At 43.1% G+C, this 19461-nt stretch carries 18 protein-coding genes; all 18 read left to right on the top strand.

The window, feature by feature from the left end:
* The first annotated feature begins 281 nt into the window (after positions 1 to 281).
* Complete coding sequence (locus DHL47_RS11190) at positions 282 to 1469, top strand: NADH-dependent flavin oxidoreductase (RefSeq protein WP_209551936.1); 1188 nt, start codon at positions 282 to 284, stop codon at positions 1467 to 1469.
* Between the two features lie 347 nt (positions 1470 to 1816).
* Positions 1817 to 1948 (top strand): hypothetical protein, encoded by a 132-nt coding sequence (locus DHL47_RS13545; protein ID WP_275043216.1) that lies wholly within the window; start codon positions 1817 to 1819, stop codon positions 1946 to 1948.
* A 177-nt stretch (positions 1949 to 2125) separates the two neighbouring features.
* Positions 2126 to 2887: an ABC transporter ATP-binding protein gene (locus DHL47_RS11185; RefSeq protein ID WP_209551935.1), complete on the top strand. Its 762-nt coding sequence runs from the start codon at positions 2126 to 2128 to the stop codon at positions 2885 to 2887.
* Complete coding sequence (locus DHL47_RS11180) at positions 2887 to 4881, top strand: ABC transporter permease (RefSeq protein ID WP_209551934.1); 1995 nt, start codon at positions 2887 to 2889, stop codon at positions 4879 to 4881. The genes DHL47_RS11185 and DHL47_RS11180 overlap by 1 nt, the downstream gene beginning before the upstream one ends.
* 156 nt (positions 4882 to 5037) lie before the next feature.
* Complete coding sequence (locus tag DHL47_RS11175; protein WP_128835803.1) at positions 5038 to 5361, top strand: PadR family transcriptional regulator; 324 nt, start codon at positions 5038 to 5040, stop codon at positions 5359 to 5361.
* Positions 5358 to 6182, top strand: coding sequence for a DUF1129 domain-containing protein (locus DHL47_RS11170; RefSeq protein ID WP_128835805.1), 825 nt, complete (start codon positions 5358 to 5360; stop codon positions 6180 to 6182). The genes DHL47_RS11175 and DHL47_RS11170 overlap by 4 nt, the downstream gene beginning before the upstream one ends.
* Positions 6183 to 6248: 66 nt before the next feature.
* Positions 6249 to 7664 (top strand): amino acid permease, encoded by a 1416-nt coding sequence (locus tag DHL47_RS11165; RefSeq protein ID WP_209551933.1) that lies wholly within the window; start codon positions 6249 to 6251, stop codon positions 7662 to 7664.
* Positions 7661 to 7921 carry a hypothetical protein gene (locus DHL47_RS11160; RefSeq protein WP_128835810.1) on the top strand — a complete coding sequence of 87 codons (261 nt, stop codon included), beginning with the start codon at positions 7661 to 7663 and terminating at the stop codon, positions 7919 to 7921. Before DHL47_RS11165 ends, DHL47_RS11160 begins: the two co-directional genes overlap by 4 nt.
* A gap of 174 nt (positions 7922 to 8095) precedes the next feature.
* Complete coding sequence (locus tag DHL47_RS11155) at positions 8096 to 8773, top strand: DNA methyltransferase family protein (protein WP_209551932.1); 678 nt, start codon at positions 8096 to 8098, stop codon at positions 8771 to 8773.
* Between the two features lie 6 nt (positions 8774 to 8779).
* Positions 8780 to 13207, top strand: coding sequence for an Eco57I restriction-modification methylase domain-containing protein (locus tag DHL47_RS11150; protein ID WP_209551931.1), 4428 nt, complete (start codon positions 8780 to 8782; stop codon positions 13205 to 13207).
* Positions 13208 to 13326: 119 nt separating this feature from the next.
* The gene (locus DHL47_RS13445; RefSeq protein WP_245335616.1) at positions 13327 to 14748 is read left to right on the top strand and encodes a DivIVA domain-containing protein; all 1422 of its coding nucleotides are present in this window, start codon (positions 13327 to 13329) and stop codon (positions 14746 to 14748) included.
* Between the two features lie 239 nt (positions 14749 to 14987).
* Entirely contained in the window at positions 14988 to 15659 is a 672-nt protein-coding gene (locus DHL47_RS11140) for a Fic family protein (RefSeq protein ID WP_209551930.1), read from the top strand.
* 227 nt (positions 15660 to 15886) lie between these two features.
* Complete coding sequence (locus tag DHL47_RS11135) at positions 15887 to 16315, top strand: GNAT family N-acetyltransferase (RefSeq protein WP_209551929.1); 429 nt, start codon at positions 15887 to 15889, stop codon at positions 16313 to 16315.
* A gap of 11 nt (positions 16316 to 16326) precedes the next feature.
* On the top strand, positions 16327 to 16785 hold the full coding sequence (locus DHL47_RS11130) for a GNAT family N-acetyltransferase (RefSeq protein ID WP_128835817.1): 459 nt from the start codon (positions 16327 to 16329) through the stop codon (positions 16783 to 16785).
* Positions 16786 to 16801: 16 nt separating this feature from the next.
* Complete coding sequence (locus tag DHL47_RS11125; RefSeq protein WP_003028259.1) at positions 16802 to 17038, top strand: DUF2829 domain-containing protein; 237 nt, start codon at positions 16802 to 16804, stop codon at positions 17036 to 17038.
* Entirely contained in the window at positions 17031 to 17729 is a 699-nt protein-coding gene (locus DHL47_RS11120) for a 3-oxoacyl-ACP reductase (RefSeq protein ID WP_209551928.1), read from the top strand. Before DHL47_RS11125 ends, DHL47_RS11120 begins: the two co-directional genes overlap by 8 nt.
* Before the next feature lie 9 nt (positions 17730 to 17738).
* Positions 17739 to 18704, top strand: a complete 966-nt coding sequence (locus DHL47_RS11115) for a glycerophosphodiester phosphodiesterase family protein (protein ID WP_209551927.1) — start codon at positions 17739 to 17741, stop codon at positions 18702 to 18704.
* Positions 18705 to 18706: 2 nt separating this feature from the next.
* Positions 18707 to 19450 carry a GNAT family N-acetyltransferase gene (locus DHL47_RS11110; RefSeq protein ID WP_209551926.1) on the top strand — a complete coding sequence of 248 codons (744 nt, stop codon included), beginning with the start codon at positions 18707 to 18709 and terminating at the stop codon, positions 19448 to 19450.
* Positions 19451 to 19461 lie beyond the last annotated feature (11 nt).

The raw sequence follows: 19461 nt of genomic DNA, 5'->3' as shown, positions 1-19461 counted from the left end.
CTCCACTGGAGCTTTTGAGCAATCAGCTACCGCGTCAAGAGTTTTTTTCCAAAACAAAGCGAGACTGAAGGACTTTTATACGGTATCTTCCCAAAGGCACATCCCTCTGTGGGTGAGGACGCAGCCATCATGGGAGTCTGTCTCAGCCTCTTGTTTTTTTATGCAACTGACCATCGTTTTCTTACCGGATACCTGACGGTTAATACCGCTTACTGAAAAGCCCTTGTTTTGGCCTCTGAATCTTCTATAATAGTTGTCAAAGAAGAAAGGAGATTTTTACTATGTCTAAACAAATTGTAGACCCGATTCAATTGCGTCACGGTGCCAAATTAACCAACCGTTTGGTGCTGTCCCCTATGTATACTTTTAGTGGCTTAGAAGGAGGATTTGTGTCTGATGATACTTTGCAATACTACGGAGCACGCTCTCAGACAGCAGGACTTTTGATTACTGAATTTCATTATGTTAGCCCATCGGGAGGACCTTGTTACCAGACTGGCTATCCAGTTCAATTAGGTATTTACTCTGATACCCATATCGAAGGGGAGAGAAAATTAGCAACTGCCCTTCAGAAGGATGGCAATAAAGCGATTTTGCAGCTTCATCATGGTGGGATAGCAGCTTCTGGCCGTGCTATGAAGGGTGAGGAAGTATTGGCTCCAAGTGCCTTAGATTTTTCTTTCCTGCCATATCCGGTGAGAGAATTGACCGATGAAGAAATCCTTGAAATTATCAAGGATTTTGGTCGGGCAGTCAAACGTGCAGTTCAAGCTGGTTTTTCAGGAGTGGAAATCCATGGTGCCAACCACTATCTGCTGCAGCAATTCTTTTCTAGCACTTCCAATGTTCGTCAGGACAGATGGGGCGGAACTTTGGAAAAACGTATGGCCTTTCCTTTGGCGGTAGTCGAGGAAGTGAAGTGTGCTGCAGCCAAGTATGCGCCGGAAGATTTTATTATTGGCTATCGGATTAGCCCAGATGAAATCCATGAAGATCAAGTAGGCTATACTTATGAAGAAGCCAAGCTTTTGGTCAAGGAGCTAGTCAAGCACAAACTAGACTACATCCATTTGTCGCTTTTGGCTGGCTATGCTTCAAAACCTGCAGGATCAGACAAGACCTATGCAGATCATTTTAAGGAAGTTTTGGATGAACAAACCAAACTAATTACAATCGGTGGTGTCTTTAGTCAGGAAGAGGCAGAAGCTGCTATTGAGGATACAGCTGCGGATTTAGTTGCAATCGGGCGTGGGACCTTGATTGACCCTCTGTTTGGTTATAAAATACAGACGGGACGAGGAGCAGAAATTGTCCATGAGATTAGCCCTGAGCAGTTGAAAAATTCTCAATTGACACCGGGCTTGCTTGAAGTGTTCAGCCGTAAGGATTCTGGCGGGCTGCCTCCTCTACCTGGTCATGACACTATTACTCATCTTCATACTGGTAAATTTGGGGATGAGGGGCAATAACAATAGCCTATTCAAGATAGTATTGACAGAAGTCTGAACCTCCTCTGGAAAGAAAACTTCTATATCTTTAAATTTAGGACATATATCATGAAAACCGGAAACAAATTCCGGTTTTTTTATGTTCTTGATGAATGAAGCTGATATACATCGTTGAATTTAGGCCTATTGACGCAGTTTAAGGGCAATCGAAAACTATTTTTCTAAGTGACAAAAATGTAAGTTTAAAGGCTGAAATGTAAGGTAAAGCTATGGCAGCTAGTTTGGGAATTCGGTATCCTATAAGTGTAAAGAAAAAGAAGATAACTATCTTCCAAACTAATCATCAGATTTCAAGAAGGAGGCCCGCTATGAAAATCAATCTTTATAACCATCGCCAAAGTAAACCTAAAGCTCAAAAGATTTCCAAGGAAGAAATCGAGAAGACTCGCCTAGGCTGTGCTTCCAGTCAATATTATTTCTGGCTGCAGTACAGTCACTGAGAGATTCCAGTATTCAAGGATAAGAGAAAGGTCAGTTGACTTTTCTCTTATCCGACTTGGAGTACAAGATGACAAAAATGTAAGATTGGCAGGCAAAATGAAAGATTAGGTTATGGAAACTTGTCTGTCTTTTCGGTATGATAGTAGTATCAAGCTTAATGAAAAAGAGGTTCAAGTATGACATTATTAGACGTACAGCACGTGAAGAAAATTTATAAAACCCGCTTTCAGGGCAGTCAGGTAGAAGCCCTCAAAGACATCCACTTTACAGTGGAAAAGGGAGAATATGTCGCCATCATGGGGGAGTCAGGCTCAGGGAAATCCACCCTGCTCAACATCCTGGCCATGCTGGACAAGCCGACTGAGGGCCGGGTCTTTCTCAACGGAACTGACACGGCAACCATCAAAAACAGCCAGGCTTCCAGCTTCCGCCGGGAGAAGCTGGGCTTTGTCTTTCAGGATTTCAACCTGCTGGACACCCTGTCCGTCAAGGACAATATCCTGCTGCCTCTGGTCCTGTCCCGCCGCCCCATCACTGAGATGATGCAAAAGCTGGTCACGACCTGCAATGAGCTGGGGATTAACAAACTGCAGGAGAAGTACCCCTATGAAATCTCCGGCGGGCAGAAGCAGCGGGTGGCGGTGGCCCGGGCCATCATCACCGAGCCGGAGATTCTGCTGGCGGATGAGCCGACGGGGGCCCTGGACTCCAAGTCATCGGCGGCCCTTCTGGATGTCTTTGACGACATCAACGACCGGGGCCAGACCATTCTCATGGTGACCCACTCGACAGCGGCAGCCAGCCGGGCCAAGCGGGTGCTCTTTATCAAGGACGGCATTCTCTACAATCAGATCTTCCGCGGGGACAAGACCGAGCGGCAGATGTTTCAGGAGATTTCCGATACCCTGACAGTGATGGCAAGTGAGGTGAAGGACTAGTGTTTCGATTAGCAGCAAAACTGGCGGTATCCAATCTGATTAAAAACCGCCGTCTCTATTATCCCTTTGCTCTGGCTACCTGTGTGGCTGTGGCTATTTCTTATATTTTCAACTCCTTGGCTTTTAATCCCAATCTATCCAAAATGACAGGGGCTAGTTCGATTATAGCTGTTTTAATCCTAGGGCTCGTCATCGTGAACATCACAGCCGGGATCATCGTCTTTTATGCCAATAGCTTTGTTATGAAAAACCGCTCCAAGGAGCTGGGGCTTTATGGCATGCTGGGGCTTAATAAGCGCCATCTCTTTGTTATGACCTTTATTGAGCTACTAATCTTCGGGCTAGTGGCTGTAAGCTTGGGGCTGACTATTGGTGTTCTCTTTGACCAGCTGATTTATGCCTTTCTGCTCAAGCTTATGGGGACCAAGGTGGTTTTGGTTTCAACTTTCCAGCTACCGGTCTTGATTCTTGTTTTTATTTTCTATGGCTTTATTTTTGCAGGCTTGGTCTTTGTTAATGGTTGGCGAATTCTGCGTTTTGATTCCCTGAAGATGTCTAAGGAAAAGGCCAGCGGAGAGAAGAAGAGCCGGTTTTTACTGCCACAGACCTTTATTGGCCTGGCAGCTCTGCTCTACGGCTACTATCTGGCTCAGACTGTGCGGAATCCTATGGAAGCAATCTTCATCTTTTTTGGAGCAGTCCTCTTAGTCATTTTAGGAACCTACCTGCTCTTTAACGCTGGTATTACAGTCTTTCTGCAGCTTCTTCAAAAGAACAAAAAGTATTACTACCAGCCCAATAATATGATTTCCGTCTCAAATCTTATTTACCGGATGAAGAAAAATGCAGTGGGGCTGGCTACTATTTCCATCCTATCGACAATGGTTCTAGTGACCTTTTCTGCCGGCATGAACATCTATTCTGGCGCGGAATTTATGCAGAAACTTATGTTTCCGCATGATTTCTCTATCAATGGCGGTGTAAATGCAAAAAAAGAACAGCTGGATCAGGTCTTGACAGAGTTTGTAGCAGAGAATCAGCTGAAGGTCAAGCAACAGGAGACCTATCAGTTTTACTCCATGGGCGTTGAGCATCAGAAGGGCAACCAGCTGGATATTTATCCCAAGGGTCAACGGGCTGTTACACCCAGCACCTATATCCTGATGTTCTCCAGCGAGGACTACCAGAAGCTGACTGGCAGGGAGCTGGATTTGCAGGAAAATGAAGTGGCTGCCTTTAATAAGGGAGCAGATATTGACTTTCAACAGCCCCTGCAGCTGGCTGGTCAGACCTTGACGGTCAAGGAAGTCCTGACAGAAGATTTTGTCTATAATAAGATTCCGGATGAGTTTAATATCATAGTGCCTAAAGGCTTGTATCTGGTCGCCAAGGATCCTAGCCAGCTCTTGGCACCGCAGATGGAGCAGCTAGCCATTTATACTAGCCTCTACGGAGGTCTGGACATCGAGGCTTCAGAAAATGAAAAGGCTGAGCTGAATACAGCCTATCAAAAGAAAATGGCGGACTACAACCAGTCCCTGCCGGAAGGTGCAGGCGGTGTACACGGCGAAACTGGCGTTGTTGGTATGCGTGAGATCAATGGTATGCTGGGCGGTGTGTTCTTTATCGGTATTTTCCTTTCCATTGTCTTTATGATGGGAACAGTGCTGGTTATCTACTACAAGCAGATTTCCGAAGGATACGAGGACCGCGAGCGCTTTGTCATCCTGCAGAAAGTCGGCTTAGACGAGCAGCAGATCAGAAAGACTATCCGCAAGCAAGTACAGACGGTCTTCTTCCTGCCTCTGATTTTCGCCTTTGTCCATCTGGCCTTTGCCTACCATATGCTCAGCCTCATCCTGCAAATGCTGGGAGTGCTCAATGCAGGACTCATGCTGGCAGTAACCTTGGGAGTCTGTGCTATTTTCTTTATCAGCTACATTATTGTCTTTGCGATTACATCGCGTAGTTATCGTAAAATCATTTCAATGTAAGAAGTTGGGTTTGCCAACTTCTATTTTTATACAGCTATTATGCTTTACAAAGTAGTGAGAGTGTGTTATACTAAGTGTAAGAAAGCTAGTATGTATTGCATATTAGTTGATGTCAATTTTCACAGAGAAATTTGAAATTAGATGAAAGGAGAGAGGATGGAACAAACGCAACTGTTAAAAGGAATCTTGGAAGGCTGCGTCTTGGAAATCATTTCGCAAAGAGAAATCTACGGTTATGAATTGATTCAAATATTAAATGAAAAAGGATTTAATATCGTAGCTGGGACAGTCTATCCCTTACTTCAGAAATTAGAGAAAAAAACCTACATTAGGAGTCGGCTCAAAGCATCACCAGAAGGACCAGATAGGAAATACTTTTCTCTGACCAAGGAAGGACGACTCTATCTGAAAATGTTCTGGCAACAATGGGAAGGGCTGCTGACTAATGTCACAAATGTCAGAGGAGGAAAAAGCAAATGAAACAGGAAAAAAACAATATTCAGGAACTCATTCAAAAAACAAATGACTCAGTCCAGAACTTAAAACCTGAAAATAAAGCCTATTTTGATGATTTAATTGTTTATATGGCTTCGTCCTCTTTGTTTCATGACGAAGGGGCTATTCGTGAACAGTTATATCAGATGGTACTGGATTTTTCGGACGCTGAGAAGGATGGAATTACTGCTCAAGAATTTTTCGGTGAAAATCCTCAAGCAATGGCAGATGAACTAGTTAAAGACAGTCCTAGGATCAGTAGGCGACAAGTATTCGAAATCAGTTTGATGGTGGGGGCCATTTTGGTCTTCTTCCGTCTCCTAAGTAGTTTTGCCAGTAAATCTTATTTGCAAATCGCTCCGCTAGTTTACCTTAGTGATACAGTTTTAGGGCTGGTAGTTGTAAAAGTGATTTTTTACTTAGTGGCTAAGACTATTTATGAAGATTGGAAAAAGTGGCAATTATGGCTGGCTAGTTCTTTAACAATCATACTGGCTGTCTTACTTAGATATGGAGCAGAAACTAGTTTGGTGGGAGTAGGTGGTTTTGTCATCTCTTGGCCGTGGGATGTCATTCTTTTAGGTAGCCTAGTTAGTCTTATTTCCATCTTTCTAAGCAAAAAAGAAGCTCTATTTCGAATGATGCTTATCCCGATTGTTGCTCTTTTCCTAGTTGGATTACTTAAACGTTGGTCAGACAGAATGCAGATTACAGATCCTTTATGGACAGTGGCTCTGCCTATCGGACTAATTTGCCTATCGCTTCTTATTTTCTATTTTTATAGTTGGAAGCAAGGTCGGAAATAATTTTGCGGTTTCTAAATGCCAAAACTTGTGATATAATGAACCGTCTATATTTTTGAGGAGATGATAATGGATATTTTTCGTAAAAAAGATGTTAGCAAGTCACGAACTAGTATGAGGCGACATCTAAAAATTCCTGATTTGATTTTGCTTGGTATTGGAGCCATGGTAGGAACTGGAATTTTCACTATTACAGGGACTGGAGCGGCCAAATATGCTGGGCCGGCTCTGACCGTCTCGATTGTCATTTCAGCGCTTTGTGTGAGTATTTCGGCCCTTTTTTACGCTGAGTTTGCCTCACGGATTCCTGCCAATGGCGGAGCCTACAGTTATATTTATGCGGTTCTGGGGGAATTTCCTGCTTGGCTGGCCGGTTGGCTGACCATCATGGAGTTCATGACCGCTATCTCAGGTGTTGCCTCTGGCTGGGGTTCTTATCTGAAAGGATTGCTGAGCGGCTTTGGTATCCAGCTGCCAGCAGCTCTGAATGGTACCTTCAATCCAAAAGCAGGTACTTATGTGGACTTGCTGCCTATTCTGGTCTTGGTCTTTGTTACAGGGGTTGTCCTTTTGAACTCCAAGGCAGCTCTGCGCTTTAACTCAGCCTTGGTCGTGCTGAAGTTCTCAGCCTTAGCTCTCTTTATTCTGGTTGGTCTTTTCTTTATCAAGCCGGAAAATTGGTCCGACTTTTCCCCCTTCGGTTTTGGTCAGATATACGGCGGCCAGACCGGTATCATGGCGGGTGCTTCGCTCATGTTCTTTGCTTTTTTGGGCTTTGAGTCCATTTCCATGTCGGTCGATGAAATCAAAGAACCGCAAAAGAATGTACCGCGCGGAATTGTCCTGTCCTTGACCATCGTGACCGTTCTCTATATCTTGGTAACGCTGGTCCTGACCGGGATTGTCCATTACAGCAAGCTCGGTGTTTCTGATGCGGTGGCCTTTGCTCTCCGCAGTATCGGTCTGGGCTGGGCGGCAAACTATGTATCCATGGTGGCCATTTTGACCCTGATTACCGTCTGCATCTCCATGACCTACGCCCTGTCGCGGATGATTTACAGCATTGCCCGTGACGGCCTCCTGCCTCGGTCCTTTAAGGAGCTGACGGCGACCAGCCGCGTTCCCAAGAATGCTACGATTTTGGTAGGAATTGTCTCCGCCGTTTGTGCAGGGATTTTCCCTTTGGCCAGCATCGCTTCCTTTCTCAATATCTGCACATTGGCTTATCTGATTTTGCTGGCGCTGGCTATTCTCAAGCTGCGCAAGGACAGGGGACAGCCCAAGGAAGGCGAGTTTAAAACGCCTCTGGTCCCCCTGACCCCTATCCTGTCCATCATCATCTGCCTGTCCTTTATGACCCAGTACACTGGAGAGACCTGGCTGGCGTTTGGGATTGCCCTGCTGCTGGGAATACTGCTGTACTTTGGCTATGGCTACCGGCATTCGGAAATCCATTTGAAAAAGGAAGTTGAGGAGCAGGCATGAGGTTAACGGATAAGAAGAAAAACTGGCTGATTGTCTTGGGGCTGATTGCTGTTCCCCTGCTGATCTTTGTCATCCATGTCCAGCTCAACCAGCCCGAAAGTATGACCGGTGACTATATTAGGCTCTGGAAGTCTACCTGGCATGAGAAAAACAAGGAATGGCTCTATCCTATGAAATTTATCTGCCTTGGCATCCTGGGCCTTCTGGCCGGCAGCGGTCTGATGATTGCCCTGTCCAAAAGTGAGCGGTGGAAGTAGATGATTGAATGAGAGACCCTACAAGGGTTTCTTTTTTCTTGATTATTAAAAATGCCAACTATTAACCCCTTTTTCTTATGGTTTATCATGTTAAAAAACTGTTGAAAATGATATAATAATGGTAGTTTTAATGCTTGTTTTTTTAACAATTGTATTTTAAGAAATGAGGACAAGGTGACTGAAAAAATTATAAAGTCCAAGCATAGAGTACAAAAACACGGTGAAGTTTTTACCCCATCATGGATGGTTCAAAAAATGTTGGATATTCCGGGAGTTAAGGAGGCTACAGAAGATGTGTACGCTACTTTTTTAGAACCATCAGCTGGAGACGGGAATTTTTTAGAAGCTATTCTTGAGCGAAAGCTTTTTGCTGTCACACAGAAGTATGATAAACGAAATTGGAAGACAAAGTCTTTGTTTGCTGTATCTTCAATTTATGGCATTGAATTTTTAGAAGACAATCTTGAAGTAGCACGATCACGAATGTTTTTGCATTATCTTGATTGGATTGAGAGATGTTTTGGCGAGAGATTGACTAGTAGAAGTGACCTTTATAAATCTGCACATTATCTAATCAATCGAAATATAGTAAGAGGCAATACTTTGACAAAGAGGCATCCCGTGACAGATGAACTCATTATGTTTAGTGAGTGGAAACGAGTCAAAGGGCATCCGAGCTTGGTTGAAAGAGTTCGTTTTGCATTTGCTGAATTATTCGGTGAAGTTATAATAGATGATGAGGATAAAGTTGTTAAAAGGCAATTAAGTTTGTTTGAATTATCCGAAGAAAATGCAGCTGAGAATGAAACAAATAATGTAAGGATTCAAAAGGTTTATACATTAGGAGACTAAAATATTATGGCATCAAATTTTGATTTTTTAAAACTAAATACAGATACTGCTGAGCTTTTTGAGACGGCAAATAAGGCTGAGAATAACTATGCTCATCTGGATTATGAAGGAGTATTGACAAAGGTCCGTAAAATTGCGGAAAATACGGCGCATCTCTTTGCTGATTGTAAGAATATTGAGATTCCTCCTCACACAACCTTTCATGGTGTTTTGCAAAAGGTCAAGCGCCATATTGATAAGAAAATAATTGTGGATGCTTTCTTCGGTATTAAAAAGCTAGGTAATAGCTCTTCTCATGTACTGAACCCGAAAGATGCAACCCAAGAGAATGCCTTGGCAGCGTTGGAACAAGTGTATATGATTCTCGCCTGGTTTGTTACGGAATATGTGGATGAGAATATCAAAGTGGATCTATACAACAAGTTTTTAGAACCAAAGGCACAGGAGCGCTACACAACAGCCGAACGAAAATTTATTTACGTTCAGACTGTCAATAATGATAGTGGTATGTTTCCTGCCTATGAAGGGACTCAAAAGATTGGTGAAGGGACTGTTGCATCTGATGATATTGAAGCAGACTGGACTCCTAATAGTGAATTTTTAAGAACAGTTGCACCTAAACGGATTAAGCAATATATGACCACTTCGGGACTTCGCTACAAACTAGGATGGGTCGAACTTGCTTATAAGAAAAAAACTAAATCTTGGTTTCACGATTATGATGTGCATGAAGTATTAAAACGTTCAGGTGTCGAACGGTCGGAAATACTTGAAGGTAATGAATGGTTTAAGACCGATTTAGAGACTGCTAAGTCTGCCATTAAAGCAGTAAAAGAAGGACGGGCTTATATCAATGAGCCATTAGCTGAATATCCAACAGAAAAGCAAGATATTATCTTACGTCCAGAACAGGATGCAGCAGTAAAACAAACACAACAGACCTTTAAGAAAAAAGACCGCATGTTATGGAATGCCAAAATGCGTTTTGGTAAAACTCTGACCTCTTTAGAACTTATTAAACAAGAAGGATTTCAACGTGTCCTCATCATGACTCATAGACCAGTTGTCAGTGATTCTTGGTTTGAAGACTATCAAAAGATGGATATGGCAGAGGCCGGCTATATCTATGGATCAGTTGATAAAGGTGAGAAACTGTCTGCTTTGAAATCGGGAGACCAGCCATTTATCTATTTTGCTTCAATTCAACTACTTCGATACAACGGGGCTCAAACCAATCTTCCTGAATTTGCAGATGTAGATTGGGATTTGATTATCATTGATGAGGCTCATGAGGGAACCCAGACAGAGCTAAGCGATACAGTCATGCAAGCCTTGGTCAAAAAAGACCATACCAAAATTCTGGAATTGTCTGGTACACCTTTCAATCTTCTGGACCAGTTTGACCCAGAACAAGTGTACACTTGGGACTATGTTATGGAGCAGCAAGCTAAACTGAAATGGAGCTTGGAACAGCCAGAAAAACCAAACCCATATGAAGTGCTTCCAGAAGTCTTGATGTATACCTTTGAAATGAAAAATAAAGAGAAATTCAGTGATGAAAATAAGTCATTTAATTTCCGTGAATTTTTCAGAGTGAATGATAGTGGGGATTTATTTTACAAGGAAGATGTTCGCCGATTCCTTGATCATATTACCAATCCCAGCAGCGAGACCAATTACCCATTCTCGACACGAGCGTATCGTGAAGAACTGCGCCATACCCTTTGGCTCATGCCGGGCGTAAAAGAAGCTAACGCCTTTGAAAAACTTTTGAAAGAGCACCCTGTATTTGGTATAGATTATGAAATTGTCAATGTTGTCCAAAATGATAAAACGGATTCAGTTATTGATAATTCAGGCGATGACTTAGCAAAGGTTCGGCAAGCAATTACGGATAATCCTTCTCAAACTAAGACCATTACGCTGACTGTCCGTCGCCTAACAACAGGGGTCAATGTGCCAGAATGGACAGCCATTATGTTCTTATCCAATACCAACAGTGCTATGAATTACCTTCAGGCTGCCTTTCGTGCGCAGACTCCATTTTCACATGAAAAATTGGGGATGAAGGAACGCTGCTATATCTTTGACTTTGCCCCTGACCGTGCTCTGACTGTTATGGCTGAGAGTGCGCAAATCAACTCCGGAGTCGGCAAGAAAAATACCCAGCAGCAAAAGCAAGCCATGACAAATCTGCTCAACTTTTTACCGATTTTGGGTAAAGGTGATAATGGCATGGAGTCTTTTAACGTAGACCGGATGTTGACGCAGATTAAGAAGGTTTATGCTGAAAAAGCTGTTCGTTCAGGATTTGAAGATGACAGTCTTTATAATGATAATCTTTTGACACTGACAGCAGATGATGCGACCATGTTTGACAAGATTAATAGCATCGTGGGTAAGACACAAAGGCAAAGGACATCTGCTACGGTTACTATTACTGACAGCGGACTGACAAATGAAGAGTATGATAAGGCGGAGCGTGCCAAGAAAAAGAAAGCTCGTGAGCGGACTCCGGAAGAAAAAGAAGCTATTGAGAAGTTAAAAGAAGCTCGTAAGCAGCAAAAAAACATGATTTCTATCCTACGGGGAGTGTCTATCCGCATTCCAATGATGATTTATGGAATGGATGTGGATTTGAGTAAAGATATCACCATCCAAGACTTTATCAATGAAGTAGATGATGAATCATGGAAAGAATTTATGCCCAAAGGATTTACAAAGGGTATGTTCAAAGAGATTACCAAGTATTATGATGCTGAGGTCTTTATCGAAGCAGGACGGATTATCCGTCAACGTGCCAAGTCATTTGACAGCCTTGACTTTATCCAGCGGGCAGAAGAAATTGCAACTTTATTTGGAAGCTTTAAAAATCCTGATAAAGAAACAGTTCTGACACCATGGCGTGTAGTCAATATGCAGATTTCTAAAGGGATTGGCGGGCTTAACTTCTACGATGATGACTTTGAGTCTATGACAGATGGAGCAAAACCAAACCTTCACTGGGTGGAAAGAGATGTGACAGATAGTATTTATCATTCAGAAAGCAAGATTATCGATATCAATGCCAAGACCGGTCTCTACCCCCTGCATGCAGCTATGAGTCTCTATTACCAGTATGTGCAGAAGAATGATGACAATCATTTTGATGCGGAACAAGTCTACCGTAGTATCTTGGAAAATAATATCTATGCCATCGCTAAAACTCCAATGGCCAAGACTATTACCGACCGCACCTTAGCTGGCTATAAAAATTACAAGACCAATGTAGCTTACATTGAAAACTTTTCGGATACTCTCAAAAAGAGTATCGAGGAAGGAAAAAAACAAGTAGAGGAGGCCTTTAAGCAAGTGAAATTTGATGTAGTGATTGGCAATCCGCCGTATCAAGACTCAACAAGTGTAAACAATAGACAAGGTGCTATCTATCCATTCTTCTATGATATAGCAAAAGAAATATCTGATAAATTCATTTTAATATCACCTGCTAGATTTTTGTTCAATACAGGTTTGACTTCTAGAGATTGGAACAAAAAAATGTTATTAGATGAACATATAAACGTTGTTTATTATACTTCAGACTCAAAAGCTGTCTTTCCGAATACAGAAATTAAAGGTGGGGTGGTTGTTGTCTACAGGGATAGTACCAAAGTGTTTGGAGCTATTAATGATTTTATCCCAGATGAAAATTTGAGAAAATTAGCAAGTCATTTTACAAAAGATTCAGCTAGTAATTTCCCATCAATAATGTTTGGAGGGCGTTCTGATTTAAAATTTAATGATATGTTTCTGAATAAGTACCCTAATACTAAGGATATTTTATTAAAAAATATCCAGAAAAGACATCCTAATGCTACTAAATTATCTCCTAATGAAGAATACGAACTTAAGTCATCATCTTTTGACACTCTAAAGAATTATTTTTATGATAATGTAACTGAATCTGAAGAAAAATATTATAGATTACTCGGTTTGGAGAATGGAAAACGTACATACAAATATATCGAGAAATCTTATTTAACCCCTCGATACCAGTTTAATAATAATATAGATAAATACAAAGTTTTTGTTCCAGAATCAAATGGAAATGGAGATTATGGAGAAGTGCTAAGTACCCCTGTAGTTGCATATCCGTATGAGTCATGTACACCAACTTTTATCAGTATTGGTCAATTTAATAGTGAGATTGAAGCAAAGAATCTTCTTCAATATATAAAAACAAAATTTTTAAGATCTCTTTTGGGTATTTTAAAAACAACACAGCATAATGCACCAAACAACTGGGCATATGTCCCTCTTCAAGATTTTACCGAAAATTCTGATATAGACTGGTCACAATCAGTTGCAGATATTGACCAACAGCTGTACCAAAAATATGGATTGGATAATGATGAGATTGCATTTATTGAGGAAAAAGTGAAAGAGATGGAATAAATCGTGATAGTTGAATTTTATTTAAACGATATTATTTAATGATGGGAGAGATCTGAAAGTATTTCTAATCGCTAATTTCTACACTTTTATTCTAATGTAATATTTCGAAAGGAAAATAAATGTTACTGTTTTCTACGATTTTAAAGATAGACAAATCATTGACTAGGGATGATTTCTTAAAACTTGTTATTGAATGGAATCAAGGTAGTCCTCATGGGGATAATGTCATTCCTGATTTGAATTGGGATGGTTCTTACAATCAAAAGTTTGGCAATGAAACGGTCTCTCTCGAATTTAAGGAGTACCGCAATGAGGATATTCTTGCGGTTCGATATGTTAAAAAATTGAATGATGGTGTCATTTGGAATACGGATTACATCATGAATTTTAAAGAATTCAAGATGTCAATTAGGCTAGACAGAAGCTTTACCGAGGATGCGATTGCTATAGAACCGTCATTTGCTACCCCCTTATTTATTAAGACATTGATTGAAAAGGGATATGTTTTAGATGACAATAACCTTCCGGTAATCATGGATCCTTATGTGATAAATAGGGAAAATTACTGTTTGCTGGCTGATGTTATTAATGGCATCAAGTCATACGATTTACCTGTAGTCTATGTTTCGAGAAAATTTTCAAATCAGACTCCAGTCGATGTTGATAAATTATCGTATGCTCTTAAAGGTGTTGCTCATGTTTTTGTCCAGGAGGACGTTAGTTCAAATAGTATAATTCGTACTCTTTGTGAGGATAAAAATGAATACAACGGGAATATTGGTCTTTACTATCAAACGGACATGATTCCGAACAGAAGTATTAAAGTTCTTAAACACTTTGATCCAGAGGTGGTGAGACAAGGAGTTGTGAGAGACATTGTTCATTTTACCAATCAGCAAACGATTGATCCATTATATACCTGGGATGGTGTATCAGCTTCCTTACTTCGAGATCGTTTTGAAAGTCAGAAAGCAAAACGAACAGAAGCTGAAAGAACTAAAGAAGTGACAGATGAGCTTTTAGATAGCGTTAGCGGTGACATGGATGCTCTGACAGAAGAAAATGACCGCTTGACTCATAAACTTTCGGAATTGGAGGCAGAGTTAACTTATTATCGGGACGCTTTTAATACTAAGCAGGGGAATGAGGATGGCTTTTTATCAAGTGGGGCTGAAAGAGAATTTTTCAAAAATGAGAAGAAAGAGTTTGTTTTAGCTGTTTTATCAGACGCTTTATCCACTATTCCAGATGGAACTCGTAAAAAACATATTATTCAGGACATTATCCAGCAGAATAGCTTTGAGGATATCTTTAGCCAAAAGAGGACTGAAGTTAAGCGACTACTGAATAGTTATAACGGCCTAAATGCTAAGTTGAAGCAAGATTTGAAACAGCTTGGATTTACTATTTCTGATGATGCCAAGCACTATAAATTAACCTATTTCGATGATAATCGCTATGCCATTGTCATGGCAAAAACACCTAGTGATGGCAGAGCTGGGAAAAATAACAGCTCTGAAATCAATAAAAAAGTATTCTAATTTTTTCGGGACTGTAAGAGGGGAATGGCCAAGTGAATAATTTACAATAGTGATATTGTAGCAGTTTTTGCTTTCGTCAAGTCTGGGAGGCCGTCAGAAGTGGCGGATAAAGCTTACCAGAGTAAGTGGCCTCATAGATTTTTAGATAGCATACATATAAAATTAACTAAGAGACCCTACAAGGGTTTCTTTTTTGGCCATATCTGTTATAATAATAGGCAGAAATGAGGAGTAGGTGAATGATTTACAAACAAGATTATTTAGATGATGTCTTAGTTCGCATAGCTTATCACTCCAGCGGGATTGAGGGCAACACTATATCTCTTCCTGAAACGGTCAGTATCATCTTGGAAAACACACTACCCGGGAAGCATAAGAGTATCAGGGAGTTCTATGAGATAGAAAATCACAAACAGGCCTTTTCTTTGTTGCTGGATAGCTTGGCTAATAACGCTCCCTTGACTGTGGGGTTGGTGCAAGGTTTTCACGCGCTATTGACGGACCGCCTGCAGCATGACAGAGGGCGTTTTAAAACAGTGCAAAATGCCATCATAGGGGCTGAGTTTAAGACGGCTGCACCAGAGGAAACGCCCTTTTTGATGGTTCAATGGATAGATAATGCTGTTTACAGACTGAAAGAGGCAGCCAGCGAGGAGGCGGTATTGGAAATTCTGGCTGATACGCATATCCAGTTTGAGCGCATTCATCCTTTTAGTGATGGCAATGGCCGGACTGGCCGTCTGCTGCTGATGTATCTGGCTATGCAGTATCTGAAAGCTCCAGTCATTATCAGCAAGGATGACAGGGCTCAGTATATGGAACTGCTGGCTGAGCAGAATACCAAGGAATTAGCTGCCTTGCTCAAGCAGTCCTTGGATAGGGAGAGGGAAAGGATGGAGCAGTTTGCCTAGCAGACTTTATATCGCTTATGCAGCCAAAGAAGATTACAGCCGACAAGGGATAAGAGTAAAACAATGTCAGTTATAGAGAGGCAGTTTCTGGCCTTGGTCAAGTCTGATAGGCTGTTAGAAGTGGGCAGCATAGATTTTCCAACAGCAGATATAAAACAAGTGAGTCTGTCTCGGCCTCTTTTTTTGACATATCTGTTATAATAATAGGCAGAAATGAGGTGGAACAGATGATTCGTACAGTGAGGCTGACTGATGCGGCAGCTATCCAGCAGATTAATGCGGAGGTGCTGGGCTATGATTTCAATCTTGAGGCGACAAGAGCTCAGCTGGAGCGTCTTTTGCCGGACAGCCGGCACCTGCTGTTAGCGGCTGAGACGGATGACGGTCAAGTCATAGGCTATGCTCATGCGGCCAGCTACGACTGTCTTTATTTCCCGCCCCTGCTCAATCTTTTGGCGCTGGCTGTTGATGCGAAAGTTCAAGGGCAGGGATATGGCAGAGCTTTGATGCAGGCGCTCCGTGAGCAGGGGGTAGCTGCTGGCTACACAGGCATTCGAATCAATTCGGGCATCTCACGAACCGAAGCCCATGATTTTTACCGCTCGCTGGGCTGTTTGGAAAAAGATGACCAGAAACGATTTTACTGGAATTTTTGAAGGGGGAAAGAATGAACATCGAACTACTTAGTCAGAGCCATGCTTTGGAAATTGCCAATGACTGGCATTATCCTGAACCCTATGACTTTTACGATATGAAAAATGACCCGGAAGACTACGAAGAAATCCTATCACCAGAGAAGCGGGGCGGCCATTACTATCAGGTTCTGAAAGACGGTGCTCTCTATGGCTTTTTCTGTCTGATCCCCAGTGGGGAAGGCAGCCTGGAATTAGGCCTGGGACTCAAACCAGAGCATTGCGGGCAAGGGCAGGGTGCTGCCTTTTTAGAGGGAATCCTAGATTTTGCGCGTGAGAATTTTTCCGTCCAAAAACTGACTCTATCTGTCGCTGACTTTAACCAGCGAGCCCAGAAGCTGTATCTCAATCTGGGCTTTGCAGCAGTGAGGCGCGTTCCCAAGGAAAGCAATGGCGATATTCATCTCTTTGTGGAGATGGAGAAGGATCTCTAAACGAAAGGAGCAAACCATGACATTTGAAGAAATTTTACCGGGTCTCAAGGCCAAGAAAAAATACGTTCGTACTGGTTGGGGTGGTGCAGAGAACTACATCCAGCTTTTTGACAGCATTGAACAAAATGGAGTGACACTTGATGTGACTCCGTACTTTCTTATCAACGTGTCAGGCGAAGGGGAGGGCTTCTCCATGTGGAGTCCGACGCCTTGCGATGTGCTGGCTGACGACTGGGTAGAAGTCCATGACTAAGACGGTTTTGGTGACCGGGGCCAGCTCTGGTATCGGCCAGGCTCAGGCGCAGACTTTTTTGGAAAATGGCTGGCGCGTTTATGGTCTGGATAAGGGGGACAATCCTGAACTTCCGGGAGATTTCCGCTTTCTGCAGCTGGATGTAACCGGGGATTTGACCCCGCTTTTCAGCTGGCTGCCCGAGGTCGATATTCTCTGCAATACAGCCGGCATGCTGGATGATTACCGGTCCCTGCACGAGACCAGCGATGACGACTGGGAGCGGATCTTTGCGGTCAATCTGACGGCTGCTATGAAAATCACCCGCTTTTACCTGCAGAAAATGGTGAAAAAAGAAGCCGGCATCATTATCAATATGTGCTCCATTGCCAGCTTTATGGCCGGCGGGGGCGGCGCAGCCTATACCGCTTCCAAGCATGCTCTGGCCGGCTTCACCAAGCAGCTGGCACTGGACTATGCAGCGCAAGGAGTTCAGGTCTTTGGCCTGGCTCCGGGTGCTGTCAGGACGTCTATGACGGCCGCAGACTTTGAACCGGGCGGCCTGGCAGACTGGGTGGCTGAGGAGACCCCCATCAAGCGCTGGCTGAACCCGCAGGAAGTAGCGGATGTCACGCTCTTTCTGGCCAGCGGCAAGGCCGCCGCCATGCAGGGCGAGATACTCAAGATTGACGGCGGCTGGAGTTTGAAGTAGGAAAATATAATGTTTAAACGCAAAAAAATATATCTGATTTGCCTCGCTCTGCTATTTCTGATCTGGCTGAACAATACAGGACTCTTTTCTCATCGGGAGGGGCAGGATTATAAAATTCTAGCCCATCGAGGACTGGCGCAGACCTTCGATGAATCGAAAGCGGACTGGGACAGCAATACAGCAGCCATGATTGACCCGCCTGCGCATCCCTATCTTGAGAATAGCCTCCCTTCCATGCAGGCGGCTTTTGACCTAGGAGCGGATGCCGTGGAGTTCGATGTGAAATTGTCCAAAGACAAGCAGCTGGCGGTTTTTCATGACTCGACTTTGGAATACAAGTGCGGAGTCAAGGGCGAGATTCAGGATTACACCATGGACCAGTTGAAAAAGATGGACATTGGCTACGGCTACACGGCTGATGGCGGGAAAAGCTACCCTTTTAGGGGCAGGGGAGTCGGCCAGATGCCGACCATGGACGAAGTCTTGGAAAGGTTTCCTGATAAGGAGTTTGTGATTGAGGTCAAAGACGGGAAATTAGAAACCTATCAAGTTTTGTGGCGAAAATTAAAAACTCTCTCGCCTGAAAGGCTGGATAAACTCAGTGTCTGCGGAGCAAGTGAGGAAGGAGTTAATTGGCTGCGCAGTCAGAGCCGCAGCCTCAAGCTTTTATCCAAAGAAAGCATGATTCGGGCGCTTATCAAATATGAATTGCTGGGATTTACAGGCTACATTCCGGAGGAAATGAAAAATGCTGAGCTGCGAATTCCTTTGAAATACGCCAAATTCTTATGGGGGTGGCCTTATAAATTTATGGAAAGAATGGAATCGGTCAATACTCGGGTCGAATTAACAGCTGGAGGAGCTGACTTATCGGTGGGCTTTGATGATGTTACTAGCTTAGAATCGGTCCCTAAGGAATTTGGGGGCTATATCTGGACCAATAAAATCAATGAGCTGCATCTGAAAGAAGACTGATCATGAATAAAAAGCATACTTTTTTTCACTCTTGGTCCAAAAACATGGTTCGCTATGGTTTGCAAGCGGATCTTGGACAGATTTTCACGAATACCGCTGAGACTTCAGCCCTCTACCAGCTGGGGAATTTCCTCTTTCCGGCTGGTCAGGCGGACCCGGAGTTTTGGCAGAATTACAGCAGCCAGAGCGGTCTGGCGGATAAAATCATTATCTCCGAGGAGCCCAGCTGGCAGCAGTTTCTGGACAGCCAGAGCCAGCTGCACCAGTTTACCCGCTATGCCTTTGCGGACAGAGCAGACTTCGATGCAGAGACCTTGGGGAAATGGCAGAGCAGCTTACCAGCAGATGTTCAGCTTTATCCGATTGAGGAGAATAGCTACACGCTGCTGGCCGAGGAGAGCTGGTCCCATGATTTGCAAGGCGATTTTACAGATTTTGCTCATTTTCAAGCTGCAGGCGGCTTTGGCTTTGTACTCTGCTTAGGGGAGGAGATCATCGCAGCCGTCTCAACAGGACTGACTTATCATGGGGCTGTTGAGATTGAAATTGCCACCAAACCAGCCTGCCAAGGGCAGGGGCTGGCCAAAGTTCTAGGCGCTGCCATGATTGTGGAAAGTCAAAAACGCTCGGTCTTCCCGCTCTGGGATGCGCATAATGAAGCTTCCAAGAAGGTCGCACAAAGTCTGGGCTACCAGCTCTTGGGAGCCTATCGGGCTTATGAATGGAAAGGCAGTTTTGACCAATGAAGAAAAACCAA

It is taken from the genome of Streptococcus panodentis (assembly GCF_017884005.1).
GTDB lineage: Bacteria > Bacillota > Bacilli > Lactobacillales > Streptococcaceae > Streptococcus > Streptococcus panodentis.
This window is presented reverse-complemented; position numbering and strand designations above follow the sequence as displayed.